The 23578-nt window shown below is 71.1% G+C and carries 24 protein-coding genes and 1 pseudogene; 10 read left to right on the top strand and 15 right to left on the bottom strand.

The features are described 5' to 3' along the window. Nucleotides 1-184: 184 nt before the first annotated feature. The 6 genes from cbiE to ACFYW9_RS33325 form a co-directional block, all read right to left on the bottom strand. On the bottom strand, nt 185-1396 hold the full coding sequence (gene cbiE / locus ACFYW9_RS33350; RefSeq protein WP_389158374.1) for a precorrin-6y C5,15-methyltransferase (decarboxylating) subunit CbiE: 1212 nt from the start codon (nt 1394-1396) through the stop codon (nt 185-187). A 300-nt stretch (nt 1397-1696) separates the two neighbouring features. Next, nucleotides 1697-2338: a GNAT family N-acetyltransferase gene (locus ACFYW9_RS33345; RefSeq protein WP_351862445.1), complete on the bottom strand. Its 642-nt coding sequence runs from the start codon at nt 2336-2338 to the stop codon at nt 1697-1699. Nucleotides 2339-2514: 176 nt separating this feature from the next. After that, nucleotides 2515-3348 (bottom strand): MetQ/NlpA family ABC transporter substrate-binding protein, encoded by an 834-nt coding sequence (locus ACFYW9_RS33340; protein WP_351862443.1) that lies wholly within the window; start codon nt 3346-3348, stop codon nt 2515-2517. A gap of 97 nt (nt 3349-3445) precedes the next feature. Next, nucleotides 3446-4183, bottom strand: coding sequence for a methionine ABC transporter permease (locus tag ACFYW9_RS33335; protein ID WP_389158369.1), 738 nt, complete (start codon nt 4181-4183; stop codon nt 3446-3448). After that, nucleotides 4180-5214 carry a methionine ABC transporter ATP-binding protein gene (locus tag ACFYW9_RS33330; RefSeq protein WP_389158366.1) on the bottom strand — a complete coding sequence of 345 codons (1035 nt, stop codon included), beginning with the start codon at nt 5212-5214 and terminating at the stop codon, nt 4180-4182. Before ACFYW9_RS33330 ends, ACFYW9_RS33335 begins: the two co-directional genes overlap by 4 nt. Nucleotides 5215-5591: 377 nt before the next feature. After that, nucleotides 5592-6239, bottom strand: coding sequence for an HAD family hydrolase (locus ACFYW9_RS33325; RefSeq protein WP_389158363.1), 648 nt, complete (start codon nt 6237-6239; stop codon nt 5592-5594). Between the two features lie 69 nt (nt 6240-6308). On the opposite strand from ACFYW9_RS33325, the gene ACFYW9_RS33320 reads away from it, so the two are divergent. Next, nucleotides 6309-6668 carry a hypothetical protein gene (locus tag ACFYW9_RS33320; RefSeq protein ID WP_389158360.1) on the top strand — a complete coding sequence of 120 codons (360 nt, stop codon included), beginning with the start codon at nt 6309-6311 and terminating at the stop codon, nt 6666-6668. Between the two features lies 1 nt (nt 6669). Continuing rightward, a complete protein-coding gene (locus ACFYW9_RS33315) occupies nt 6670-7167 on the top strand; it encodes a hypothetical protein (protein ID WP_389158357.1) in 498 nt (165 codons plus the stop codon). Nucleotides 7168-7181: 14 nt separating this feature from the next. Here the strand turns inward: ACFYW9_RS33315 and ACFYW9_RS33310 are convergent, their stop codons facing one another. The 3 genes from ACFYW9_RS33310 to ACFYW9_RS33300 all read right to left on the bottom strand — a co-directional run bounded on the left by ACFYW9_RS33310 (nt 7182) and on the right by ACFYW9_RS33300 (nt 9545). Beyond that, the gene (locus ACFYW9_RS33310; RefSeq protein ID WP_328667800.1) at nt 7182-7685 is read right to left on the bottom strand and encodes a GNAT family N-acetyltransferase; all 504 of its coding nucleotides are present in this window, start codon (nt 7683-7685) and stop codon (nt 7182-7184) included. 55 nt (nt 7686-7740) lie between these two features. Continuing rightward, nucleotides 7741-8235 (bottom strand): RNA polymerase sigma factor, encoded by a 495-nt coding sequence (locus tag ACFYW9_RS33305; protein WP_389158352.1) that lies wholly within the window; start codon nt 8233-8235, stop codon nt 7741-7743. Nucleotides 8236-8381: 146 nt separating this feature from the next. Continuing rightward, the gene (locus ACFYW9_RS33300; protein WP_389158349.1) at nt 8382-9545 is read right to left on the bottom strand and encodes a glycerophosphodiester phosphodiesterase; all 1164 of its coding nucleotides are present in this window, start codon (nt 9543-9545) and stop codon (nt 8382-8384) included. Between the two features lie 389 nt (nt 9546-9934). On the opposite strand from ACFYW9_RS33300, the gene ACFYW9_RS33295 reads away from it, so the two are divergent. Next, nucleotides 9935-10624 carry a lysophospholipid acyltransferase family protein gene (locus tag ACFYW9_RS33295; protein ID WP_351862431.1) on the top strand — a complete coding sequence of 230 codons (690 nt, stop codon included), beginning with the start codon at nt 9935-9937 and terminating at the stop codon, nt 10622-10624. Between the two features lie 245 nt (nt 10625-10869). Here ACFYW9_RS33295 and ACFYW9_RS33290 read toward each other — a convergent pair whose 3' ends face one another. The 5 genes from ACFYW9_RS33290 to ACFYW9_RS33270 all read right to left on the bottom strand — a co-directional run bounded on the left by ACFYW9_RS33290 (nt 10870) and on the right by ACFYW9_RS33270 (nt 16940). After that, nucleotides 10870-12387 (bottom strand): MFS transporter, encoded by a 1518-nt coding sequence (locus ACFYW9_RS33290; protein WP_389158345.1) that lies wholly within the window; start codon nt 12385-12387, stop codon nt 10870-10872. After that, complete coding sequence (locus ACFYW9_RS33285; RefSeq protein ID WP_326788850.1) at nt 12384-12935, bottom strand: helix-turn-helix domain-containing protein; 552 nt, start codon at nt 12933-12935, stop codon at nt 12384-12386. The genes ACFYW9_RS33290 and ACFYW9_RS33285 overlap by 4 nt, the downstream gene beginning before the upstream one ends. 146 nt (nt 12936-13081) lie before the next feature. Continuing rightward, entirely contained in the window at nt 13082-14053 is a 972-nt protein-coding gene (locus ACFYW9_RS33280) for an aldo/keto reductase (RefSeq protein ID WP_389158342.1), read from the bottom strand. Nucleotides 14054-14179: 126 nt separating this feature from the next. Beyond that, entirely contained in the window at nt 14180-15613 is a 1434-nt protein-coding gene (gene argH, locus ACFYW9_RS33275) for an argininosuccinate lyase (protein ID WP_389158339.1), read from the bottom strand. 133 nt (nt 15614-15746) lie between these two features. After that, nucleotides 15747-16940 carry an argininosuccinate synthase gene (locus ACFYW9_RS33270; protein WP_389158336.1) on the bottom strand — a complete coding sequence of 398 codons (1194 nt, stop codon included), beginning with the start codon at nt 16938-16940 and terminating at the stop codon, nt 15747-15749. Between the two features lie 284 nt (nt 16941-17224). Between ACFYW9_RS33270 and ACFYW9_RS33265 the strand changes: the two genes are divergently transcribed. From ACFYW9_RS33265 to ACFYW9_RS33235, 7 genes and pseudogenes are all read left to right on the top strand, one after another. Next, entirely contained in the window at nt 17225-18067 is an 843-nt protein-coding gene (locus ACFYW9_RS33265) for a hypothetical protein (protein ID WP_389158333.1), read from the top strand. A 134-nt stretch (nt 18068-18201) separates the two neighbouring features. After that, the gene (locus tag ACFYW9_RS33260) at nt 18202-18789 is read left to right on the top strand and encodes a pyridoxamine 5'-phosphate oxidase family protein (protein ID WP_351862424.1); all 588 of its coding nucleotides are present in this window, start codon (nt 18202-18204) and stop codon (nt 18787-18789) included. Between the two features lie 3 nt (nt 18790-18792). Then, a complete protein-coding gene (locus ACFYW9_RS33255) occupies nt 18793-19491 on the top strand; it encodes a L,D-transpeptidase (RefSeq protein WP_389158328.1) in 699 nt (232 codons plus the stop codon). A gap of 105 nt (nt 19492-19596) precedes the next feature. Beyond that, nucleotides 19597-19862: pseudogene (locus ACFYW9_RS33250) on the top strand (FMN-binding protein); the annotation flags it as partial. Between the two features lie 125 nt (nt 19863-19987). Continuing rightward, nucleotides 19988-21325: a ferredoxin reductase family protein gene (locus ACFYW9_RS33245; protein WP_351862612.1), complete on the top strand. Its 1338-nt coding sequence runs from the start codon at nt 19988-19990 to the stop codon at nt 21323-21325. 19 nt (nt 21326-21344) lie between these two features. Continuing rightward, nucleotides 21345-22139, top strand: a complete 795-nt coding sequence (locus tag ACFYW9_RS33240; protein ID WP_389158325.1) for an FMN-binding protein — start codon at nt 21345-21347, stop codon at nt 22137-22139. Further along, nucleotides 22132-22923, top strand: coding sequence for an FAD:protein FMN transferase (locus ACFYW9_RS33235; RefSeq protein WP_351862421.1), 792 nt, complete (start codon nt 22132-22134; stop codon nt 22921-22923). The genes ACFYW9_RS33240 and ACFYW9_RS33235 overlap by 8 nt, the downstream gene beginning before the upstream one ends. A gap of 102 nt (nt 22924-23025) precedes the next feature. Here the strand turns inward: ACFYW9_RS33235 and ACFYW9_RS33230 are convergent, their stop codons facing one another. Continuing rightward, on the bottom strand, nt 23026-23562 hold the full coding sequence (locus ACFYW9_RS33230) for an arginine repressor (RefSeq protein ID WP_328454389.1): 537 nt from the start codon (nt 23560-23562) through the stop codon (nt 23026-23028). Nucleotides 23563-23578: the final 16 nt, after the last annotated feature.

Below are 23578 nucleotides of genomic sequence, written 5' to 3'. Positions count from 1 at the left end.
CCCTCGCGACAGCGTGATCCGCGAGTGGCCGCTGTGGACTGCGCCACGTTGCGCGTCCTCCGGTTCTGCCGTACCACACACGCCTCAAAACGGGCGGGTTTTCCGGACATTGACCTACGAAAGGCCGACCCCCGGGAGCGGTACAACGATCGGCCAGCCTACCGCGCGCAGTACGACAACAGGATCACGGGGCGCGATCCGGCAGACGGCCGCTGAGCAGGAACGCGACGCTCCGCTCCTTCTCCGTCCAGGCCCGTGTATCGAGTTCGACGGACTGAATGAGAGCGCACTCGACGTCATAGCCGTGTTCGGTCAGATCGCGGCCGATGAGTTCGGCGGCGTCACGGGTCGCGGCGTCCGCGACGATGCGCTGGGGACGGCGGTCCGCGACCGCGGAGACGACCGCCGCTCCCCCGCCTCCGACCCGCACGACATCGGGTTCGGGCAGGTCTTCGAGGACGTGCGGGGCACTGCCGTGCACGATCTGCATCTGCACGCCGTAGCGGCGGGCCGAGTGCTCGGTGCGGGCGCAGGAGCCCGGACTGCGGTCGACCGCGATGACGGCGGCACCGGTGCGGGCCGCCTCGGTGGCGAAGGCGCCGCTGCCGCAGCCGATGTCCCAGACGAGGTCGCCGACGCGCGGTCCCAGCCGGGCGAGCTGGGCGGCGCGCAGCAGATCCGTCTCGCCCTCGCCGAGCGCGCCGCCGTACGCGCGCGCGGGCAGCGCCCAGCCGCGCGGCCCGGCGCCGGGTTCCCGTCCGGCGATCCAGCCGCCGCCCTCGGCCGCGGCCACGAAGCCGCCGATGACGATCACGACGTTCGGGTCGCGCCAGGTGTGGTCGGCCGCCTTGTCGGAGGTGAGGATCGTGACCCGCTCCCGGGCGGTGCCGAGTTCCTCGCAGATGACGAAGGAGCGGTGAACTCCTTCGAGCAGCAGCCCGAGTTCGGCGGGGCCGGCGCCGGGCGAGGTGAGGACGGCGACCTTGGTATGGGCGCGGCATACATTCACCGCGCGTCGCAGGGTACGACTGTGTGCCACGACCACTTGCGCGTCGTCCCAGGGCATTCCGGCGCGGGCGAAGGCGGCGGCCACCGCGGAGACGGCGGGCACGACTTCGACCTCCAGGCCGAACTCGGGTGCGCGCAGGGTGCGTACGACGCCGAAGAATCCGGGGTCCCCGTCGGCGAGGACGACGGCGGTGCCCCGGTGGCCCGCGATACGGCGGGCGGCGAGGCCGACGCTGCCCAGCCGGACGCGTTCGGCGTTCTCGGGCACTTCGGGGAGTTCGAGATGGTGGGCCGCGCCGGCCACCAGCGTGGCGGCACCGAGGGCGGAGCGCGCCGCGTCGGCCAGCGGCGAGCCGTCCCAGCCGATCACCGTGACCCGGTCGGCCATCGTCGTCAGTCTCCAGAAGGTCTTCGCAGGTCTCAGGTGCAGCCCGGGCGGGCTTCGTGAGGGTACCCCGGTGCGGCCCTGCGGGGGTGTGGCGGCCGGTGTGGCGCGGGGAGCGGTCCCGCCGTGCCGGGTCGACGGGTCCGGGTGCGTGTCCGGGGCCGGGATCCGGCGAGATGACTCCCGTACACCCATGTGACCCGACCCGACCGTATACGACTCGCCGTGACCGGACACGACCCGCCGTGGCGGTTTCCGCTCGTCCGGGCCCGCGCACGGGCTGCCGTGCGTCGGCCGGGACCCTCAGTTCCAGTCGTTGAAAGAGGAGTAGCGGCCCGTGTCGGTGAGGCGCTGCCCGTCCATTCCGTCGAGGTCCTCGGGCAGCAGGCTCCACACGATGAAGTCGGTGCGCAGGTCGACCCAGGTGCCCTCCTCGGTCCGGGTGCGCGCTATGCAGGCGTTGCGCAGCACGCCCTCGCTGATGCAGCCGATCTTCTGGGCCACCTGCTGCGAGGCGGTGTTGCCCGCGGCCGTGCGCAGTTCCACGCGCTCGAACTTCTGGTCGCGGAAGAGCCATCGGCCGGTGGCGAGCGCGGCCTCGGAGGCGTAGCCCTCGCCGCGCGCCCAGGGGGCGATGATGTAGGACAGCTCGGTGGAGCGGACCCGCCAGTTGGTCTTGCCGAGCTGGATGACGCCGACCAGACGCTGGGTGAGGAACTCGGTGACGGCGAGGTCGAGTCCGCGCCCCCGAGCGCGTTCCGTGGGCGCGTAGTCGGTGATCCAGTCGCGGGCGCCGTCCTCGGTGAACGGCTGCGGGATCGACGTCCAGGCCGCCACCATCTCGTCGTTCATCATCTCGGTCAGCGCGGGCACGTCGTCCTCGTCGAGCGCACGCAGGACCAACCGCTCCGTGCTGATGGAGATGTCGGGGAAGGTGCTCGTCATGCGACGCTCCGTAACCGTCGGGGACTTCGGACCTGATGTACCGTCGGGTCCGCTGAACTGCCCAGCATGCAGCATGAAACCACTGAACGGCACAACGGGGTCCACTCCGGGTAATGGAGTGGACCCCGTGCGGTGACGAGCCGGGCCGGGAACGGCGGATCGGCCCGGACGCGGGCCTACTTGAACGACGGGATGACGGAGCCGGCGTACTTGTCCTCGATGAACTTCTTGACCTCGGGCGAGGTGAGGAGCTTCGCGAGCTTCTTCACGCGCGGGTCGTTCTCGTTGCCCTTCTTGACGGCGAGGAAGTTGCCGTACGGGTTGTTCGTCGCCGACTCCAGGACGAGGGCGTCCTCGGCGGGCTTGAGGCCGGAGGATATGGCGTAGTTGCCGTTGATCACCGCGGCGTCCACGTCGTCCAGGGAGCGCGGGGTCTGAGCCGCCTCGACCTCCTTGAACTTGAGGTTCTTGGGGTTCTTGGCGATGTCCTGCGGGGTCGCCTCGCTGCCGGCGCCGTCCTTGAGGGTGATGAGTCCCTTGGACGCGAGCAGCTTCAGGGCACGCGCCTCGTTCACGGCGTCGTTCGGCACCGCCACGGTCGCGCCGCTCTTCAGGGCGTCGACGCTCTTCACCTTGTGCGAGTAGAGGCCGAGCGGCTCCAGGTGCACCGTGACGACGGGCACGATGTGGGTGCCGCGCTTCTTGTTGAAGTCGTCGAGGTACGGCTGGTTCTGGAAGTAGTTGGCGTCCACCGAGCCGTCCTCGGTCGCCGTGTTGGGCACGATGTAGTCCTGGAACTCCTTGACCTCCAGGTCGAGTCCCGCCTTCTTCGCCAGGTTCTTCTCGATGAAGTTCAGGATCTCGGCGTGGGGGACCGGGCTGGCCGCGACGATGAGCGGGCCGCTGGTGTCGGAGGCGGTGGAGTCCTTGTCCGAGCCGCAGGCGGAGAGTCCCAGGGTGAGGGCTCCGGCGGCGAGGACGGCAGTGGTGATCTTGGCAGTGTTACGCACGAAAAGTGCCTTTCCTGAGAGGTGAAGCGACCCCGTCATGGGGTGGACGGGGAAATCTGCGGGTGGGGCCGGGGACCACGTGCGGGTCCGCGGTTCTTCAGGCGGCCTCGCCGACGTCCGTGGTCACGGGCCGGCCGGACTTCAGCAGGCGCAGCCTCGGGGCGGGGCCCGAGTGACCGCTCCGGCGGTCCAGGGTGCGGGCCGCGTAGTCGCCGGCGAACTGGATGGCCGAGATGACCACGGCGAGGATGGCGACGATGATCCACATCAGCTCGGTCTCGAAGCGCTGGTAGCCGTAGCGGATGGCGAGATCGCCCAGTCCGCCGGCGCCGACGGTGCCGGCCATCGCGGAGTAGCCGATGAGGGCCACGACCGTGGTGGTCGCCGAGGAGATCAGCGACGGCAGCGACTCGGGGACGAGGACCTTGCGGACGACGGTCCAGGTGTTGCCGCCCATCGACTGCACGGCCTCGACGAGCCCGCCGTCCACCTCGCGGACGGCGGTCTCGACCAGACGCGCGAAGAACGGGATCGCGCCGATGGCGAGCGGCACGATGGCGGCCTCGCGGCCGATGGTCGTGCCGGTGATCCACCGGGTGAAGGTCATCAGCGCGACCATCAGGATGATGAACGGCATCGAGCGGGCGATGTTCACGACCTGCCCGACGACCTTGTTGGCGACGACGTTCTGCAACAGGCCCCCGCGGTCCGTCAGCACCAGCAGGACGCCGAGCGGCAGGCCGCCGACGATCGCGATGAGGGTGGACCAGCCGACCATGTAGAGCGTGTTCCAACACTCCTCGGACAGCAGCGGCTGCATCTCGGACCAGCTCACTTGGCACCTTCCTTGACCAGCTCGGGCTGCTGCCCCTGGATCTCGATCTGCAGGCCCTGCTCGCGCAGGAACCCGATCGGCACGACGTTCTCCTCGTAGCGGCCGGGCAGTTCGATGCGCATCCGGCCGACCTGCCTGCCCGCGACGGTGTCCATCGCGGCCCCGAGGATCGAGATGTCGATGTTGTAGGTGCGCGAGAGCTGCGAGATGACCGGCTGGGTGGCCGAATCGCCGTGGAAGGTGACGTCGATGACCGTGCGGTCGTCGCCGGAGGCGGTGCCGCTGACCGGGAAGAGCGCGGAGGCCAGTTCGGAGCCGGGCGTCGCGAGGAGTTCGCTGACGGTGCCGGACTCGACGATGCGGCCGTTCTCCATCAGCGCCGCCGAGTCGCAGACCGTCTTCACGACGTCCATCTCGTGGGTGATGAGCAGGACCGTCAGACCCAGCTGCCGGTTCAGGTCGCGCAGGAGCTGGAGGATGGAGCGGGTGGTCTCCGGGTCGAGGGCGCTGGTCGCCTCGTCGGAGAGCAGCACCTTCGGGTCGCCGGCCAGCGCGCGGGCAATGCCGACACGCTGCTTCTGACCGCCGGAGAGCTGGGCCGGGTAGGACCCCGCCTTGTCGGACAGGCCGACCAGGTCCAGGAGTTGGAGGGCCTTGTGCCTGCGCTCCCTCCTGGAGAGGCCGAGGATCTCGAGCGGCAGCTCGACGTTCTCCTGGACGGTCCGCGAGGACAGCAGGTTGAAGTGCTGGAAGACCATGCCGATCCGGCTGCGGGCCTGGCGCAGTTCCCGGCCGGCGCGCGGGCCGCGCCCGGCGAGTGCGGTGAGGTCCCGGCCGTCGACGGTGACCGTGCCGGAGGTGGGACGCTCCAGGAGGTTGACGCAGCGGATGAGCGAGGACTTGCCGGCACCGGACTGGCCGATGACGCCGAACACCTCGCCTTCGCGGACATGGAGATCGACGCCGTCGATGGCGGTCACTTCACGGCCGCGCGAGCGGTAGACCTTGGTGAGGCCCGTTGTCGTGATCACTGGGGAATTCCGTCACTGTCGAGTGCGGGGCGTGGGTGTGCGCCGGGCACGGGTGCATTCGGTCGGAACGCGGCACGGTTCTCGCGATGGCGATGGAACCGGAAGGAGAACGTGTGCGCGGGGCAGCCCGGTCACGTACGCGGTACGGACACGGGGCGCGGCGGTCCCGCTTCGGGGCGCGGGATCAGGCGGTGGTGCGGGGGCCCTCTAGCAGGCGCACATTCGACACATACAACGAGCACCGGGCGTCATGGTCGCCTCGGTCGCAAGGATGCGGTCGCTCGTCGTGGTCATGGGAGGAAGTAAAGCAGACCGGGGGGCGGGGACCGCCACCGCTGTCCGAATAGCGGACAGCCGTGGACGGCGATGGATCGGTTTCAGCCTCGGACGGAGATCTCCACTCCCTCGTCCGTCACCAGTACGGACAAGGCGGAGAGGTCCTCGACCACGAGGTCCGCGTCGAGTTCGCCGGCCTGGTGCGTTGTGGCCAACGCCACGGTGGTCATGCCCGCGGCGCGGCCCGCCCGGAGCCCGGCGGGGGCGTCCTCGAAGACGACGCAGCGGGCCGGGTCGACGCCCAGTTCACGGGCGGCCAGCAGATAGGGCTCGGGGTCGGGCTTTCCCCGGGTGACGTCGTCGGCGCAGACCATCGTCTTGGGGCGGATCCCCACCTCGTCGAGCCGGGCTTCGGCGAGCCTGCGGGTGGCCGAGGTCACGACGGCCCAGCGCTCGGCGGGCAGTCCGGCGAGCAGCGCGAGGGTGCCGGGCAGCGCCTCGACCCCGCCCGGCACGTCGTCGACCTCCAACTGCTCGATACGGGCGAGCGCCTCGGGGACGAGAGCGGCGGGCAGCAGGTCGGCGGCTATCTCGACGGCGGGGCGGCCGTGCAGGCCGATCGCCGCGAAGTCCTCGGCGGTGATCCCGTACTCCTCGGCCCACAGGGTCCAGCAGCGGTTCACCGACTCGAGGGACGAGACGAGGGTGCCGTCGTTGTCGAACAGGAGGGCTTCAGCGCGGATCTTCATGGCTTCGACCCTACGGGGGAGCCCGGGGGCGAGCGCATCAGGTCTTTTGGCCCGTAATAGGGTCACGGCATGTTCGATGCCCTGACGGTCGCGACGGCCGTCGCCGCGCTCGCGCTCGCCGCCTGGTGCGGCTGGGCCGCCCATCGCGATCAGCCCACCAAGGACTGGCACTTCATCGGCATGGCCGTGGTGAGCCTGCTGGTCCTGGTCCAGCTGGTGATCGGCGTCGTCCAGCTGGCACGCGGCGAGAAGCCGGAACAGGGCACGACGATCTTCGTGGCGTATCTGATCGGCGCCTTCGCCTGCGTCCCCGCCGCGGGATTCATGTCGCTGGCGGAGCGCACCCGCTGGGGTTCGGTCACGGTGGCGGCCGGCGGCATCGTGCTGGCCGTGCTCCAAGTCCGGCTCTACGACATCTGGGGAGGCTGAGATGACGGCCGCGGAGGAGAACACGACCGTGCCTCGGGACGAGCGGAACGTGCAGGGCGCGCAGGGCGGAACGCCGCCGGAGCCGGCCGCCGGCACGAAGCGCGCGCGGCTGATCGGCGGCCCCGGGATCCTGCTGGTGTGGCTGTACGGAGTGATGGTGGTCGGCGCCGTCTCACGGTCGGCCGTGCAGATCTCCACGCAGTTCGACAAGGCACCGCTCGCCTACTCGCTGTCCGCGGCCGCCGGTCTCGTCTACGGATTCATCACGTACTCGCTCGTGCGCGGCGGCGAGACGGCGCGCAGGGCGGCGCTGGTGTGCTGCGCCGCCGAGCTCGCGGGTGTACTGATCGTCGGGACCTGGACGCTGGCCGAGCCCTCCGCCTTCCCCGACGCCACGGTGTGGTCGGACTACGGCATGGGCTATCTCTTCATCCCGGTCCTGCTGCCGCTGTCGGCGATGTACTGGCTGCGCAAGGCGCGTACGACCGCCGCCGTCTGACGAACCGGCCGCGCTCAGGCGCTGGTCGCGTACACGCCGGTGTCGGCACCCTTGGCCAGGGTCACCAGCGTCATGCGCTCGCCCACCCGCTCCTGCGAGACGGGCGCGTAGCCGTGCTTGCGGTACAGGCGCAGGTTGCGCTCGCTGCGGTGGCCCGTGAACAGCTGGAAGGACTTGGCCGTCCCTTCTGCGCCGAGGCGGGTCTCGATCGCGTCGAGCAGACGTCCGCCCAGGCCGTGCCGCTGCATGCGCGGGTGCACGATGAGCTTGTTGATGCGGCCCGTGCCGTCGGTGTCGACGGCGCCGCGCACCGAGGCCACCACCTCGTCGCCGAGCCGGGCCACCAGTACGGTGCCGCCCGCCAGTTCCGCCCTGAGCGAGTCGAGCGGCTGGGTGAGCGGCTCGATGCCGTAGTCGCCGTACAGCTCGGCCTCGCTCTGATAGCAGAGGTACTGCAGCTTCAGGATCGATTCCGCATCCTGCTCGGTCGCCGCCGAGATGGTCACGCTCATGCCCATGTGTGCATGCCTCCCGCTCACCTGTTCCGATCGTCCCCCACTCCTATCCCCGTCGTCAGCGGGCCGCAACCTCCGGCGTCAGCAATCGGCGAAGACATCCAAGACATCTGGAGCGTTCCGGACCAAGACTGCCCTGTGAGATACCCAACTCGCCTGCGATCTCCTGGTAGGTGAGGTCCCTGGGAGAGAGCAGGGCGGCCATCAGGCCCGGGCAGCGGCCGGGCAGCCGGCGTACCGCCTCGTGCAGCTCGCGACGGCGGACGGCGGCCATCGCCCGCTGCTCCGGGCCAGAACCGCTGTCGTCCGCGGGCTCGGTGGCGTAGGGCTGCTCGACGCGGGCCGTGCGGCGGCTGCGGCGGGCCTCCGAGCGCACGGCCCGGCGCACCCAGCGCCGCGGGTCGGCGGGAGGTCCCGTCGTGTCCAGGCGTTCCAGCAGCCGCAGCCAGACGGCCTGTTCCAGGTCGCCCGGCTCGGCGCCCGAGGCGCGGGCCTCCGCCGACGCCTCGGCGGACAGCAGCGGGCGCAGGGCGGTAACCAGCTCGTGGGTCATGTGCGGCACGACGCGGCCGCCCCGGCACGAGGTTGCCGGGGCGGCCGTTTCTCACCCCATCCGGGGTGAGGGGGTCGTCCGTTGACGGAGAGCGGGCATCCGTCCCGTTCCGTGCCCCGGTCCGTCGGCGGACCGGGGCCGTGGCCTCATCGCCCGAGGAAGTCCGCGCGGGCCAGCACCGCGGTGTCCGCGTTGTCGGAGAACACGCCGTCGATGCCCGTCTCGAAGTAGGCCTTGAAGGCGCCGAAGGGGTCCCCGTAGGCGTCCGCGGCGGTGCCCTTGCGGAAGTTCGCGGGCAGGAAGGGGTTCTCGTTGCGCATGGTGTACGGGTGCAGGATGAGGCCCGCCCGGTGCGCGTCGGCGACGAGCGTGGTCGGCGTGGTCAGGTTGCCGGCCGCGTCCTTCGGGATGACCAGGTCGAGCGTGGGGCCGATGCCCTGCGCGTACGAGGCGATCCACTTCAGGCCCGCGGGCGTGACGAGGTCGGCGACCGTGCGGGGGTCGCCCGCCGCGACGAAGTCCCAGGGGCGGGTGTTCGCGGCCGAGAGCAGGACGACGAGCGGGTTGCCGACGAGCTTGTCCAGCCGCTGGATGCTGCTCGGCTCGAAGGACTGGAGGATGACCGGCGAGTCCTTCTTGTCCTTGCCGTACTTGCGCAGCAGTTTCGCGACCCGCTCCTCCAGGCCGAGGCCGAGGGCCCGGAAGTAGGTGGGGTGCTTGGTCTCGGGGTAGATCCAGACCTGCCTGCCGCGCTTACGGGTCTGCTTGTCCTGCCAGCGGAGCACCTCTTCGAAGGTGGGGATCTCCCAGCGGCCGTTGTAGAGGGTGTTGTGCGGGCGGTTCGCGGGGATGCGCTCGACGGCGCGCAGGGTCTTCAGCTCGGCGAGGGTGAAGTCCTCGGTGAACCAGCCGGTGACGGGGACCCCGTCGAGCGTCTTGGTCGTCTTGCGGCCGGCGAACTCGGGGTGCGCCGAGACATCCGTCGTCCCGCCGATTTCCGGCTCGTGACGGCATACGAGATGGCCGTCCCTGGTGGGCACCAGGTCGCCGGCCTCGACGACGTCGGCTCCCAGGTCGAGGGCGAGCTGGTACGAGCCGAAGGTGTGCTCCGGCCGGTAGCCGCTGGCTCCGCGGTGACCGATGACGGTCGGTCTGGGCAGACGCCGGTAGCCGCCGCCTCCGTGGCGTTCGTCCGCGCTCGCGGTGCCGGGCAGGCCGAGGGCCGCTCCGCCCGCCCCGAGCACCGCGGCTCCCAGCAGCGTCCGCCGCGCCGTGCCCCGCTCCTGACCGTTCGACTCCTGCGCCCGCATGAGCGCTCCTCCCGCCGTAGGTGCCTGCCTGTCGAAGCGGGACGATCGTAGGTGTCCCCGCGTGACGGGAGGGAGGCCCGCGGCGGAACAGTGGGTGACCTCGGATCCCCCGCGGGATGCGGAACATGACGGTCCGTCGGCATCGGCCGGGCGGTCGCGGGTAGGCGTGAGGCGGAGGGGGCGTACGGACCTCCGCCGGGCGCTCACCCGTTCGCCGGTACCCGCGCGCGATGTCCGTCACACCGGACCGGCCCCGTGTCCGCCGCCCGCAGGCGCACAACCGCAGGTAAACATAGGTCAACAGTGCGTATCCGGTCGATGAACCCGATGTGCAATCGACCGGGAACCGCGAGTATCGTCCTCACCTGCACAGACTCCATACCGACCCCTTGACACCGGAGGGCCCGTTGTCCCGCTTCGCGCTCATCAAGGCAGTGCTCGGAACGATCATGCGCCTGATGTTCCGCCTAAGGGTGGAAGGCGTGGAGCACATCCCCGGCAAGGGTCCCGTGATCCTGGCCGGCAACCACCTCACGTTCATCGACTCGATGATCCTTCCGCTGGTCTGCGACCGCCAGGTGTTCTTCATCGGCAAGGACGAGTACGTCACGGGCAAGGGCCTCAAGGGCCGGCTCATGGCGTGGTTCTTCACCGGCGTCGGCATGATCCCGGTGGACCGGGACGGCGCCAACGGCGGTGTGGCCGCGCTGATGACCGGCCGCCGCGTCCTGGAGGAGGGCAAGATCTTCGGCATCTACCCCGAGGGCACCCGCTCCCCCGACGGCCGCCTGTACCGCGGCCGCACCGGCATCGCCCGGCTCACCCTGATGACCGGCGCCCCCGTCGTCCCGTTCGCGATGATCGGCACGGACAAGCTCCAGCCGGGCGGCGCGGGCATGCCGCGCCCGGGCAAGGTCACCGTGCGCTTCGGGCCGGCCATGGAGTTCTCCCGCTACGAGGGCATGGACCGCGACCGGTACGTGCTGCGCGCCGTCACCGACTCCGTGATGACCGAGGTCATGCGGCTCTCCGGCCAGGAGTACGTCGACATGTACGCCACCAAGGCGAAGGCCGCCTAGCGGCGCGGCACACCAGGCGAAAGGGTGGGCTCCGACCGGGAACTTCCGGTCGGAGCCCACCCTTTCGCGACCGCGTCTCCCACCGAGGTATCCGCTCCGGCACGGCCACGCGTCTCCCGCCGGGCCCTGTTCCGGCGGGCCCGGCGCCATCGGCCGGGGCCCCGTTCCGACACGGCAGCGCGTCCGGCGCCGGGGTCCCGCTCCGGCGGGCCCGGCGCATCCCGCCGGTCGCCGGTCCCGTGCTCCTACGCGTCCAGCCTCTGGCCGCGCAGCAGGAACCAGGCCGCCACCGCGGTGGCGAGCAGGACGGCCGCGCCCGCGGCGGAGGCGAGTGCCAGGCCGTCCACGAAGGACTCCCTGGCCGCGGTCAGCAGCGCCTCGGCGGTGTGCCCGGGGAGACTTCCGGCGGCCTCCACCGCTCCGCCCAGCGAGTCGCGCGCCTCGGCCGGTGTGCCCGCGGGGCCGGTGAAGCCCGCGTAGACGCCGGTCACGACGGAGCCGAGCAGCGCGATGCCCAGGGCCGCGCCGAGTTCGTACGCCGTCTCGGAGACCGCGGACGCGGCGCCCGCCTGTTCCTTGGGCACGGCGGAGAGGATGACGTCGGCGGTGACGGTGAACGAGAAGCCCGCGCCGACGCCGACGACCAGCAGGGCCGTGCCGAGCAGCGGATAGCCGGTGGACCGGTCCAGCACGGTGAGCGCGCCGAGCGCGAGACCCACGGCGGCGAGTCCGCCGGACACGACGGTCCGCACGGAGAAGCGCCGGGCGACCCGTCCCGCGACCAGACCCGCCGCCACCGCGCCCACGGCGGCGGGGACTTCGGCGAGCCCCGCCTCGAACGGCCCGCGCCCCTGCACGAGTTGCAGGTACTGGGAGAGGAAGAACACGAGCCCGGACATGCCGAGCACGGTGAACAGGTCGGCGAGCACCGCGCCGGAGAATCCCCGGTTGCGGAACAGACGGACGTCCAGCAGCGGTGCGGGAAGCGTCAGTTGGCGGCGCACGAACCAGACGAGGGCGCCCGCGCCCAGCAGGCCCGCGACGAGTGCCCGGCCGCCGGGCCCGTGCGCGGCGAGCTCCTTCACCGCGTACACCACACCGATGACTCCGACGAGCGAGAGCGTCACGCTGATCAGGTCCCAGGGCCCGGGGTTCGGGCTCTTCGACTCGGGGAGCAGCCTGCGCCCGACGAGGACGAGGACCACCATCACCGGAAGGTTGATGAGGAAGACCGAACCCCACCAGAAGTGTTCGAGCAGAAGGCCGCCGACGACGGGACCGACCGCCGTGCCCGCGGAGGCCGTCGCGCCCCAGATGCCGATGGCGAGGCTGCGTTCGCGCGGGTCGTGGAAGATGTTGCGGATCAGGGCGAGGGTGGCGGGCATCAGGGTCGCGCCCGCGACGCCGAGCAGCGCCCGCGCCAGGATCATCGTCTCGGGTGTCGTGGCATAGGCGTTGAGCACGGATATCAGGCCGAACGCCGTGGCGCCGGCCAGCAGCAGCCTCTTGCGGCCGATGCGGTCGCCGAGACTGCCCATGGAGACGAGCAGACCGGCGATGACGAAGGAGTAGACGTCACCGATCCACAGAAGCTGGGTGCCCGAGGGTTCGAGGTCCTCGCTGATGTACGGGGTCGCGAGGCCGAGGACGGTCGCGTCGACGGCCACCAGCAGCACGGCGAGGACGAGGACGCAGAGCGCGAGCCAGCGGCCCGGGCGCTTCGGCGTCTCCGTCACAACGGCCGGCCGCAGGGTGCTGGTCATGGTTCCTCTCTCCTGAGCGCGCCGCCGAGCAGCAGCTCGACGATCATGTGGTGGAAGTCGTTGGCGGCGACCCGGCCCTCGGTCACGGCCCAGGCCGCCGAGGCCATCAGCCCGTAGAGCGCCTCGGTGAGCCAGGCCGGGCTGAGGTCGATGCGGAACTCGCCGCTCTGCTGGCCGCGCCGGAACAGCGCGGCCATCCGGGCGTCGAGCCGGGCCCAGCCCTCGTGCTGCCCGTCGCCCTCGAAGAGCTGGTTCTCCGTGTAGAGGAAGGCGAGCAGTCCGGCCACCTTCTCCAGCTCCCGCACCAGGCGGCGCACGGCTTCCTGGGCGGTGCCGTCGTCGAGGCGGGCCGCGTCCAGGGCGGCCTCGCACTCCTCGATGCCGAGCGCCTCCAGCGCGCGTACGAGCGCGTCCCGGCCGGCGAACTGGCGGTGCAGCGTGGCCCGGCTGATCCCGGCGGCCTTGGCGACCTCGTCCATGGTCGCGGTGGATTTCCGGGTGAGCAGGGCGGCTGCGCTGCGCAGCACGTGATCACGGTCGACAGCCATGAGACAACGGTACCGCACCTGAGACATCAATGTCTCATTCGGCGCGTGCACGTCTCACACTTGTCCGGTCCGGGCGCTGCTCGAAACCCTTCCGACGCGCCTCCTCCGCGACTCCCCGCGCCCAGGCGCTCAGGCGCTCAGGGCGCTCAGTGCCAGGGGAGTTGTCCGCGTCGCTCCCAGTACGCCCGCGGTTCCTCCACTAGGGCGGCGAGCCGGGAGAGCTGGTCGTCGTCGAGGTCGACGACCGCCGCGTGCAGGTTCGAGGCGAGCTGGTTGACGGTGACCGCCCCCGAGAGCACGACGCCCGCCCAGGGCTGCCGCAGGATCAGCGCGAGGGCGACCGCGTCGCAGTCGAGAGAGGTCTCCAGGGCGACGGCCCGCAGTGTGTCCGGCGCGTGCGACCGCGCGAGCCGGCCGTTGGCCAGGCCCTCCTTGACGATCACCGTGAGGCCGGCGTCGTGGGCCTCGGCGAGCGCCGGGGCGGCCGAGGTCTCCAGGAGGTTGTACGTGGACTGGACGGTACGGAAGAGCGGCTCGCCGTCGACCGTCACGGCGAGCGCGGCACGGATCGCCTCGGCCTGGGCGGGCCCGCTGGTGGAGAAGCCGATCGACAGGCCTCCGGCGGCCGCCTCGGCGAGGGCCGCGTGCAGTTCCTTGTCGGTGAGGGCCGGGCTGTCCGGGGTCACCGAGTGGATCTGGTAGAGGTCGAGCCGGTCGCCGAGCAGCTCCGCGGTCTCGGCGCGCTGGCGCTCGTACATGGCGAGGCCGTGGTCCTTGACCTCGTGCGCCTCGGCGTCGGTGCGCCAGTCGGCCGTGTAGGCGTAGCCCCACTTGCTGCCGACGACGATGTCGTCGACGTCCGGGCGGCTGTTCAGCCAGCCGGCGAGGAACTCCTCCGAACGGCCGTAGGAGCGGGCCACGTCGAAGTAGCGCACGCCCTGGGCGTAGGCGGCCTCGAGGAGTTCGCGGGTGCGCTCGCGCAGGGCGTCGACACTGCGGTCGGCCGGGAAGTCCTGCTCGCGGCCGAGGTTGATGTACCCGGGGCGGCCGACGGCGGCGAGCCCCAGTCCGAGGTGGGCGGTGGGAGTCGTGGCTGAGGCGAGACGTGCGAAGGGCATCGCGGCTCCGTTCGGTCGGCTCCTTTACGGCTCCCGGCCAACGTAACCCGCGACACCCTCCGTCGTACGCACCCGCCCCGGTCCGCGGACCGTGTCCGCTCCGCGGGTGGGCGAAGTGCCGTCGGTCTACTTCTTCCGCCTGGCCGCCGCCCAGGTCTGCTGCGCGGCGACGTCCGTCTTGATCTCGGCGAGCTGGACGGCGACGGCGCTCGGTGCCGTACCGCCGCGGCCGTCGCGGGAGGCGAGGGCTCCGTGGACGTTCAGGACGGACCGCACCTCGGGCGTCAGGTGCGCCGAGATCTTCGCGAACTGCTCGTCGGTCAGCTCGTCCAGTTCCCTGCCGTCCGCCTCGGCGACCTTCACGCACTCACCCGCGACCTCGTGTGCGACACGGAAGGGCACGCCCTGCCTGACCAGCCACTCGGCGATGTCGGTGGCGAGCGAGAAGCCGGCCGGGGCCAGCTCCTCCATGCGCTCGCGGTGGACGGTCAGCGTGGCCATCATGCCGGTGAAGGCGGGGAGCAGTACCTCCAGCTGGTCGCAGGAGTCGAAGACCGGCTCCTTGTCCTCCTGGAGGTCGCGGTTGTACGCGAGGGGCAGGGCCTTGAGCGTGGCCATCAGCCCGGTCAGGTTGCCGATCAGCCGCCCCGACTTGCCGCGCGCGAGTTCGGCGATGTCCGGGTTCTTCTTCTGCGGCATGATCGACGAGCCGGTGGAGAACGCGTCGTGGAGGGTGACGAAGGAGAACTCCTTCGTGTTCCAGATGATGACCTCTTCGGCGATCCGGGAGAGGTTCACGCCGATCATCGCGGTGACGAAGGCGAACTCCGCCACGAAGTCGCGGGAGGCCGTGCCGTCGATGGAGTTGGCGACGCTGCCGTGCTCGAATCCGAGGTCCTTCGCCACCGCCTCGGGGTCCAGGCCGAGGGAGGAACCGGCCAGGGCGCCGGAGCCGTACGGCGAGACGGCCGTCCGCTCGTCCCACTGCCGCAGCCGTTCCGCGTCCCGGGACAGGGACTGGACGTGGGCCAGGACGTGGTGGGCGAACAGCACGGGCTGGGCGTGCTGGAGGTGGGTGCGCCCCGGCATCGCCACGTCCGGGTGGGCCTCCGCCAGACCGATCAGCGCCTCCTGGAGGTCGGCGATCAGACCGCCGATGATCCGGGCGTGGTCGCGCAGGTACATCCTGAAGAGCGTGGCCACCTGGTCGTTGCGGGAGCGGCCGGCGCGGAGCTTGCCGCCGAGGTCCGGGCCGAGGCGCTCCAGGAGGCCGCGCTCCAGGGCGGTGTGCACGTCCTCGTCGGCGATCGTGCCCACGAAGGAGCCGTCGGCGACGTCCGACTCCAGCCGGTCGAGGCCCCCGATCATGCGTGTGAGCTCGTCCTCGGTGAGCAGGCCCGCCTTGTGCAGCACGCGCGCGTGGGCACGCGAACCGGCGATGTCGTACGGCGCGAGGCGCCAGTCGAAGTGGACCGACGCGGACAGCTTGGCCAGGGCCTCGGCGGGACCGTCGGCGAACCGTCCGCCCCAGAGCCGGACGTCACCGCTGTTGCTGCTCACTTGCGTTACTCCTCGAAAGGTGTGGATGTGCCGCCGCCTCCCCACGCGTGCGTGAGGAGGCGGCTGCCAGGCTAGTGCTCGGGAGGCTTCGAGGCGGCGGACACGACGCGGTCCGCGCCGGGTCCCGTACGGCTCAGGCCAGATCCCGCTTGGCGGCGATCTTCGACGACAGGCTGTAGATGTCGATGAAGCCCTTGGCCGCGGCCTGGTCGAAGGTGTCGCCGGTGTCGTACGTGGCGAGGTCGAAGTCGTAGAGCGAGGTGTCGGAGCGCCGGCCCGTGACGACCGCGCGGCCGCCGTGGAGCGTCATCCGGATGTCGCCGTTGACGTGCTGGTTGGCCTCATTGATGAAGCCGTCCAGGGCGCGCTTGAGCGGGGAGAACCACTGGCCGTCGTAGACCAGTTCGCCCCAGCGCTGCTCGACCTGCCGCTTGTAGCGGGCGAGTTCACGCTCGACCGTGACGTTCTCCAGCTCCTGGTGCGCGGTGATCAGCGCGATCGCGCCCGGAGCCTCGTACACCTCACGGGACTTGATGCCCACGAGCCGGTCCTCGACCATGTCGATCCGGCCGATGCCCTGGGCGCCGGCGCGCTCGTTGAGCTGCTGGATCGCCTGGAGCACGCTGACGGGCTTGCCGTCGACGGCGACCGGGACGCCCTGCTTGAAGGTGATGACCACCTCGTCGGCCTCGCGGTGCTCGGCCGGGTTCGAGGTGTACTCGTAGATGTCCTCGATCGGCGCGTTCCAGATGTCCTCCAGGAAGCCCGTCTCGACCGCGCGCCCGAAGACGTTCTGGTCGATGGAGTACGGGGACTTCTTGGTGGTGGCGATCGGGAGCTGCTTCTCCTCGCAGAAGGCGATCGCCTTGTCCCGGGTCATCGCGTAGTCACGGACCGGCGCGATGCACTTGAGGTCGGGGGCGAGGGCGACGATGCCGGCCTCGAACCGCACCTGGTCGTTGCCCTTGCCGGTGCAGCCGTGGGCGACCGTGGTGGCGCCGTGCTTCTGGGCGGCGGCCACGAGGTGCTTGACGATCGTCGGCCGGGAGAGGGCGGAGACCAGCGGGTAGCGGTCCATGTAGAGGGCGTTGGCCTTGATCGCCGGGAGGCAGTACTCGTCGGCGAACTCGTCCTTGGCGTCCGCGACCTCGGCCTCGACGGCACCGCAGGCGAGTGCTCGCTTGCGGATCACGTCCAGGTCCTCGCCGCCCTGGCCGACGTCGACCGCAACGGCGATGACCTCGGCGCCCGTCTCCTCGGCGATCCAGCCGATGGCGACGGAGGTGTCCAGACCGCCCGAGTAGGCGAGTACGACGCGCTCGGTCACGGGATTCTCCTCACAGTGCATTCGCTGACATGCATGAGTATGCAGCACTCTGCATGGTTCGTCAATCGCGGCTCACGGGGCGGCGACTTCTTCCGGCGCCCGGGCGGCGGGCCCCTCCGCACACCCGGCCGAGGAATCTTCACGGAGCGTTGAACACCCGAAACCGCTTTCGCGTATCTCCCGCTGAACGCAGGCGCCGCGTTCACGCACGGCAGGCACACGGACAACGGCCGACCCGTCGAACACCGGACGGTCGTCCACCCCGACCCGAGTGAGGATTCCGCATGTCCAGGGCTCTTCCGAAGTACAACAAGCGGCGCGTCGTGATGATCGGCGGAGCCTCCGCCGTGGTGCTGTCCGCGGCGGTGATCGCCGGCAGCGCCCTGGCGGGCGAGTCGCACGACACCGCGCAGAACGCCACGACGAAGGCCGCGGCGAACACGGTGAACTGCCCGGCGGTCGCCCCGAGCCTGCCCACGGTCCCCGCCTCCGCGAAGGCCGAGGTCGACCGCAACCTGGCCCTGCTGGACACCCAGATCGCGGAGGCGAACAAGCGACTGGTCGACACCGTCGGACAGGGCGGCCCGAACTTCGTCCAGAACGCGATCCTCGGCCCCCTCAAGGACAAGCGGGTCTCCACCATCGACCGCATCGCGATCTCCATCGGCCGCACCGCCGCCAAGCCCACCGGACTCGACGCCCTCGCCGCCTGCACGCTCAACACCGCGGGCGCGGGCGCGGCCGCCGGAGGCGCGGGCGCCGCCTCCACCGCGCCGAGCGCGCCGGCCACGGCGCAGGCGGGCGGTGACGCCTCCGGAGCGGGTGCCGCCACCGCTGGCACCATCACCTGCCCGGACGTCGCCTCGCGACTGCCCGCCGTACCGGCCTCCGCCAAGGCCGAGGTCGACCGCAACCTCGCCCTGCTGAACACCCAGATCTCCGAGGCCAACACCCGTCTGGTCAAGACCGTCGGACAGGGCGGCCCGAACTTCGTCCAGAACGCGATCCTCGGCCCCCTCAAGGACAAGCGGGTCTCCACCATCGACCGCATCGCGATCTCCATCGGCCGCACCGCCGCGAAGCCCACCGGACTGGACACCCTCGCCGCCTGCACGCTCACCAAGTGACCTGACCCGCCATGCGGCCGCCCCGCCGGCAAGGGCCGGGGCGGTCCGCGGGTTCCGGCGGTGCCCCTGAACGACGCCGCCGGAACCCGCAACCCCTTAGACAGGCAAAAGACTTTCCCGGATAATCGTTAGACATGGGAAAGACCTATGAGCGCATCGACGGCCGCCTCCGTACGTTCATCGAGGCACAGCCCCTCTTCTTCACCGCGACCGCGCCCCTGTCCGGGGACGGCACGGTCAACCTCTCCCCCAAAGGGCTCAGCGGCTCGTTCGCCGTTCTCGACGAACTGACCGTGGCCTATCTGGACTTCGCCGGGAGCACCGCGGAGACGATCGCGCATCTGCGCGAGAACGGCCGGATTACCCTGATGTGGTGCGCCTTCCAGGGTCCGCCCAACATCGTCCGGGTGCACGGCCGCGGCGAGCCGGTCTTCCGCGACGACCCGCGCTTCGCGGAACTGCTCACCCACTTCGGCGGCATCGACCCGACCGCGCACGGGCTGCGCGCGGTCATCGTCGTGACGGCCGAGCTCGTCCGCGACTCATGCGGCTACGCGGTGCCCTACATGTCCTACGACGACGACCGCGACCTGCACGGCAGGCGCTTCGCGCGCGAGGACGACGCGTCGCTGAACGCGTACTTCACCAAGAAGGAGCACATCGCGACGAGCCTGGACGGACTTCCCGGGCTGCCGCTGCCGTTGCCCCCCAGTACGGTCTGAGCCATGCGCCTCGGAGCCGCCGCCCTCGCGTCCGTGTCCCTGCTCGCCCTGGCCCCGAGCGGGCCGCCGCCCGTCGCCGTACCGCCCTCGCGGCTGACCGACACCGGCGGCGGGAGCCAGATCCTCACCGCCGAGGCACCGCGAGCGAACGCGACCTCGGGGACCCTCACGTGGTGGGACCTGCGGAACGGGCGCTGGGTGCGGGCCGGTTCCGCTCCCGCGCGGTTCGGGGCGCGCGGACTCGTCGAGGGCGGAGCCCGGCGCCAGGGCACGAACACGACACCCACGGGGCTGTACGAGCTGCCGTACGCGTTCGGAACGCGGGCGGCGCCGGACGGGACCTCGATGCCGTACCGCCGGGTGAACCAGGACTCCTGGTGGTGCCAGGACAACGCCTCCCGGTCGTACAACCGGTGGACGGAGCCGCGCCCCGCGGACTGCCGGGCCGGGGAGTCCGAGCATCTGATCGCCTACGAGAAGCAGTACGCGTACGCCCTCGTCATCGGGTTCAACTACGCGCGGCCGGTGCGGGGGCGTGGCGCGGGGATCTTCCTGCACGTCGACGGGAGCGGGCCCACGGCCGGTTGCGTGTCCGTGCCGGCGGACGCGATGCGGCGGATCCTCGCGTGGGCCGATCCCGCGCGCAGGCCGCACATCGTCATCGGCACGACAAGCGGGGCGACGGCGGTCACCCGGTACTGACGGCGCCGAGGGAGCGGCGGCGACCTCGTACGGGTACGGGCCGTGGTCCACGCCGCGGGGAGTCCGACCGTGAACGTGGCCGCTCCCGGGCCGTTCCCCGTCCCCGTCACCGGCCACTCGGCGCAGACCCGTTGGGGCCCGTCCAGGTGAGGATCACGCTGAAGGACGGCAAGATCACCGAGTCCACGGCGGTCGTCTATCCTTCGGACAATCCCAGGGGCCAGGAGATCAACGGTTACGCGCTTCCCGAGCCCGGGCGCGAGACGCCGGCCGCACAGAGCGCCCGGATCGACTCGGTGTCCGGAGCCACGTACACCGGTGACGGACACAGGCGGTCGCCGCAGTCCTCACCGGACTCGGCGGGCTTCTGAACGCACGGGCGTCGCGGACCGTATCTCTGGGCCAGGGGGCCACTCCCCTCACCCCGTCTCTCCAGGACGAACACGGAGGAACCGTGTCCACGATCGCCGGTGGTCGCGCCGCGCGGCGCCAGACCATGCGCCGAATCCGCCCTCGCCGCTCGCCCGCCGTCCCGCTGCTGATCGCCGTCTGGGCCGGCGCCGCCGCAGTCCTGTGGCTGTGGTGGAACAACACCCCGTCCATCGCGGACAACAACAGCAGGATCCTCAACGCCGGCCGCATCACCGGGCTGCTCGCCGGATATCTGATGGCCCTCGTGGTGCTGCAGATGGCCCGCGTCCCCGCCCTCGAACGCCGGGTGGGATCCGACCGGGTGGCGCGCTGGCACGCGATGACCGGCCGCTACACCATCTGCCTGGTCCTCGCCCATCTCTTCCTGACGATGTGGGGTTATGCCCTGCAGTCCGGCAAAGGGCTCGGCGGGATCGTGCAGCAGACCGTCGACTCGGTCAACCAGCTGCCCGACATGGGCAAGGCCGCGATCGGCACGGGTCTGCTCGTGCTCATCGGGTTCATATCCATGGGCTGGCTCCGCCGGCTGATCCCGTACGACACCTGGTACCACGTCCACCTGCTGACGTACGCCGCGGTGTTCCTGACGTTCTGGCACCAGCTCTCCACCGGCAACGACTTCGCGGTCGAACCGGTCGCCAAGACCGTCTGGTACGGGCTCTACGGATCGGTGACCGCGCTGGTCATCTGGTACCGAATCCTTTCTCCGATCCGGCTGAACCTGAAGCACCGGATGCGGGTCCAGGCCGTCATCGAGGAGACGCCCGGCATCGTGTCGGTGCTGATCAGCGGACGCAAGCTGCACCGGATGGGCGCCGAGGCCGGGCAGTTCTTCCGCTGGCGCTTCCTGGCTCCCGGGATGCGGTTCAGCTCCCACCCGTACTCGCTCTCCGCGGCACCCCGCCCCAACATGCTGCGCATCACCGTGAAGGCGATCGGCGACCACAGTTCCGCCCTGCGCGATCTGGAGCCGGGCACCCGGGTCTGGGCCGAGGGCCCGTACGGCGCGCTGACCGCCGGAAAGCGCAGCCGCGGCAAGGTGCTCCTGGTGGCGGGCGGCGTCGGCATCACCCCGATGCGGGCCCTGTTCGAGACCCTTCCCGGCGCGTCCGGCGACCTCACGCTGCTCTACCGGGCCAACACCACCCAGGACCTGGCCCTGTGGGACGAGCTGGCCGCCATCTCCAAGGAGCGCGGGGCGCGTCTGATGTACGCGGTGAACAGCCCCGAGGGTGAGCGCCCCGACATCTCGGCGGAATCCCTGCGCCGCAAACTGCCCGACATCGACCACCACGACGTCTTCATGTGCGGGCCGCCCGGCTTCGCCCAGGAGGTGTACGCGGCACTGCGCGGCGCGGGTGTCCCCGCCCGCCGCATCCATCACGAGTCGTTCGAGATGTGAGCGACGGGAGTCAGGAACGATGAAGACAAATCACCCCATCCGGCGGTTCGTTCTGGCGAGCGCCGCCACCGTGTCCGGGATCGTGCTGCTGCTGGCGCTCAAGCCGGCGACCGACCCGGCCGCCGCGTCGGCGCAGGCCGGTGCCGCTCCCCAGCAGACGGCGGCCGCCCAGGGGGCCGCACAGGGCGGCGCCGCCGAGCAGGCGGGTGCCGGCACCGTCCTCGGTGACGTGGTGCGGACCGAGTACGGTCCGGTCCAGGTGCGGCTCACCATGAGCGGCGGCAAGATCACCAAGGCCGAGGCGGTCCAGGCCCCCTCGGGCGGGACCAGCTCGCAGAAGACCGAACTCTCGGTGCCCAAGCTCAACCAGGAGGCCGTCGCGGCGGGCAACGCCGACATCGACAGCGTCTCCGGCGCCACCTACACCAGCGAGGGCTACAAGAAGTCCCTCCAGTCGGCCCTGGACAAGGCGAAGACCTCCGGCGGCACGTCGGACTCCCCGGGTTCCCCGGGCAAGGCCTCCGCGGCACCGGCCGCGCAGGCACGCGTCGTCACCGGCGCCGTGACGAACACCCAGTACGGCCCCGTCCAGGTCCGGATCACCCTCGACGGCAAGAAGATCACCAAGGCCGAGGCGGTCCAGGCCCCCTCCGGCGGGACCAGCTCCCAGAAGACCGAACTCTCGGTGCCCAAGCTCAACCAGGAGGCCGTCGCGGCGGGCAACGCCCAGATCGACACCGTCTCCGGCGCGACCTACACGAGCGAGGGCTACAAGAAGTCCCTGCAGTCGGCGCTGGACAAGGCCGGTGTCTGAGCCCGCGCAGGACGCACCGCAGGAGCTGCGCCACGCCGAGGAGGTGATGGGCACGGTCTTCTCCTTCGACGTGCGCGGCGGCGAACCCGAGGCCGTGCGGACGGCGTTGGAGGAGGCGATCACCCAACTGCACCGCGTGGACGCGGTGTTCAGCACCTACCGCGAGGACAGCCAGATCTCGCGGCTGGTGCGCGGAGAGCTCACCGTCGAGGAGTGCGACCCGGAGGTCGCCGAGGTGCTCGACCTGGGCGCCGAGGCGGAACGGGCCAGCGACGGCTGGTTCAGCACCCGCTACGAGGGACAGCTCGACCCCACGGGGATCGTCAAGGGCTGGGCTGCGGAGCGCGCGGCCCTGAGTCTCGCCGCGGCCGGGGCGAGCGGGGTGAGCGTTAACGGCGGCGGCGACGTCCAGCTCTGCGGCGTCCCCGGGCCGCACCGCCCCTGGCGGGTGGGCGTGTCCGACCCGCTCCGCCCGGGCTCGCTCGCCGCGGTGGTCTCCGCGGCCGGTGTCGACCGGCTGGCCGTCGCGACCTCGGGCACCGCCGAACGCGGTGCCCATATCGTCGACCCGCGCACCGGGAAGTCGGCGGTCACCGACCTGCTGGCCGTGACCGTGGTGGGCCCCCGTCTGACCTGGGCGGACGCCTGGGCGACCGCGGCCTTCGCGATGGGTTCGCGGGCGGGCCTCGACTGGCTGGAGTCGCTCCCGGACGTGGAGGCGCTGCTCATCACGGCCGGCAACGAGGTCCGGTGCACCGGAGGCCTCGCCCAGCGCCTGGGGTGACCGGCGGCCGTTCGCCGGCACGGTCCCCCGGCGCACCCGCTCCGAGACGTACGACGGTGGAGGCGCACCCCGGAGCGGGGTGCGCCTCCACCGTCGTACGGGTCAGTGGTCGTTCTGGGCCAGCCGCAGCAGATGGTCGGCCAGCGCCTGGCCGCCCGTCGGATCGCGGCTGATCAGCATCAGGGTGTCGTCCCCCGCGATCGTGCCCAGGACGTCGTGCAGCTCCGCCTGGTCGATCGCCGAGGCGAGGAACTGCGCGGCGCCCGGCGGGGTGCGCAGGACCACGAGATTCGCCGAGGCCTCCGCGGAGATCAGCAGCTCCGAGGAGAGCCGGCGCATCCGCTCCTCCTTCGCCGACTCCCCCAGCGGTGCGCGCGGAGTGCGGAAACCGCCCTCGCTCGGCACCGCGTAGATGAGGTCGCCGTCGTTGTTGCGGATCTTCACCGCGTTCAGCTCGTCGAGGTCCCGGGAGAGCGTCGCCTGCGTGACGTTCAGCCCGTCGTCGGCCAGAAGCTTCGCCAACTGGCTCTGCGAGCGCACCGGTTGCCGGTTGAGGATGTCCACGATCCGGCGGTGGCGTGCGGTGCGGGTCTGCGGCACGGCAGGCCCTGCGTGCTCGTGGTCCTGCGCCTGACTCATCGTCGTCGTCCCATTC

The sequence above is a fragment of the Streptomyces sp. NPDC002698 genome, from assembly GCF_042888945.1.
Taxonomy (GTDB): Bacteria; Actinomycetota; Actinomycetes; order Streptomycetales; family Streptomycetaceae; genus Streptomyces.
The sequence above is the reverse complement of the archived record's forward strand: the minus strand, read 5'-3'. Positions and strand labels throughout refer to the sequence as shown.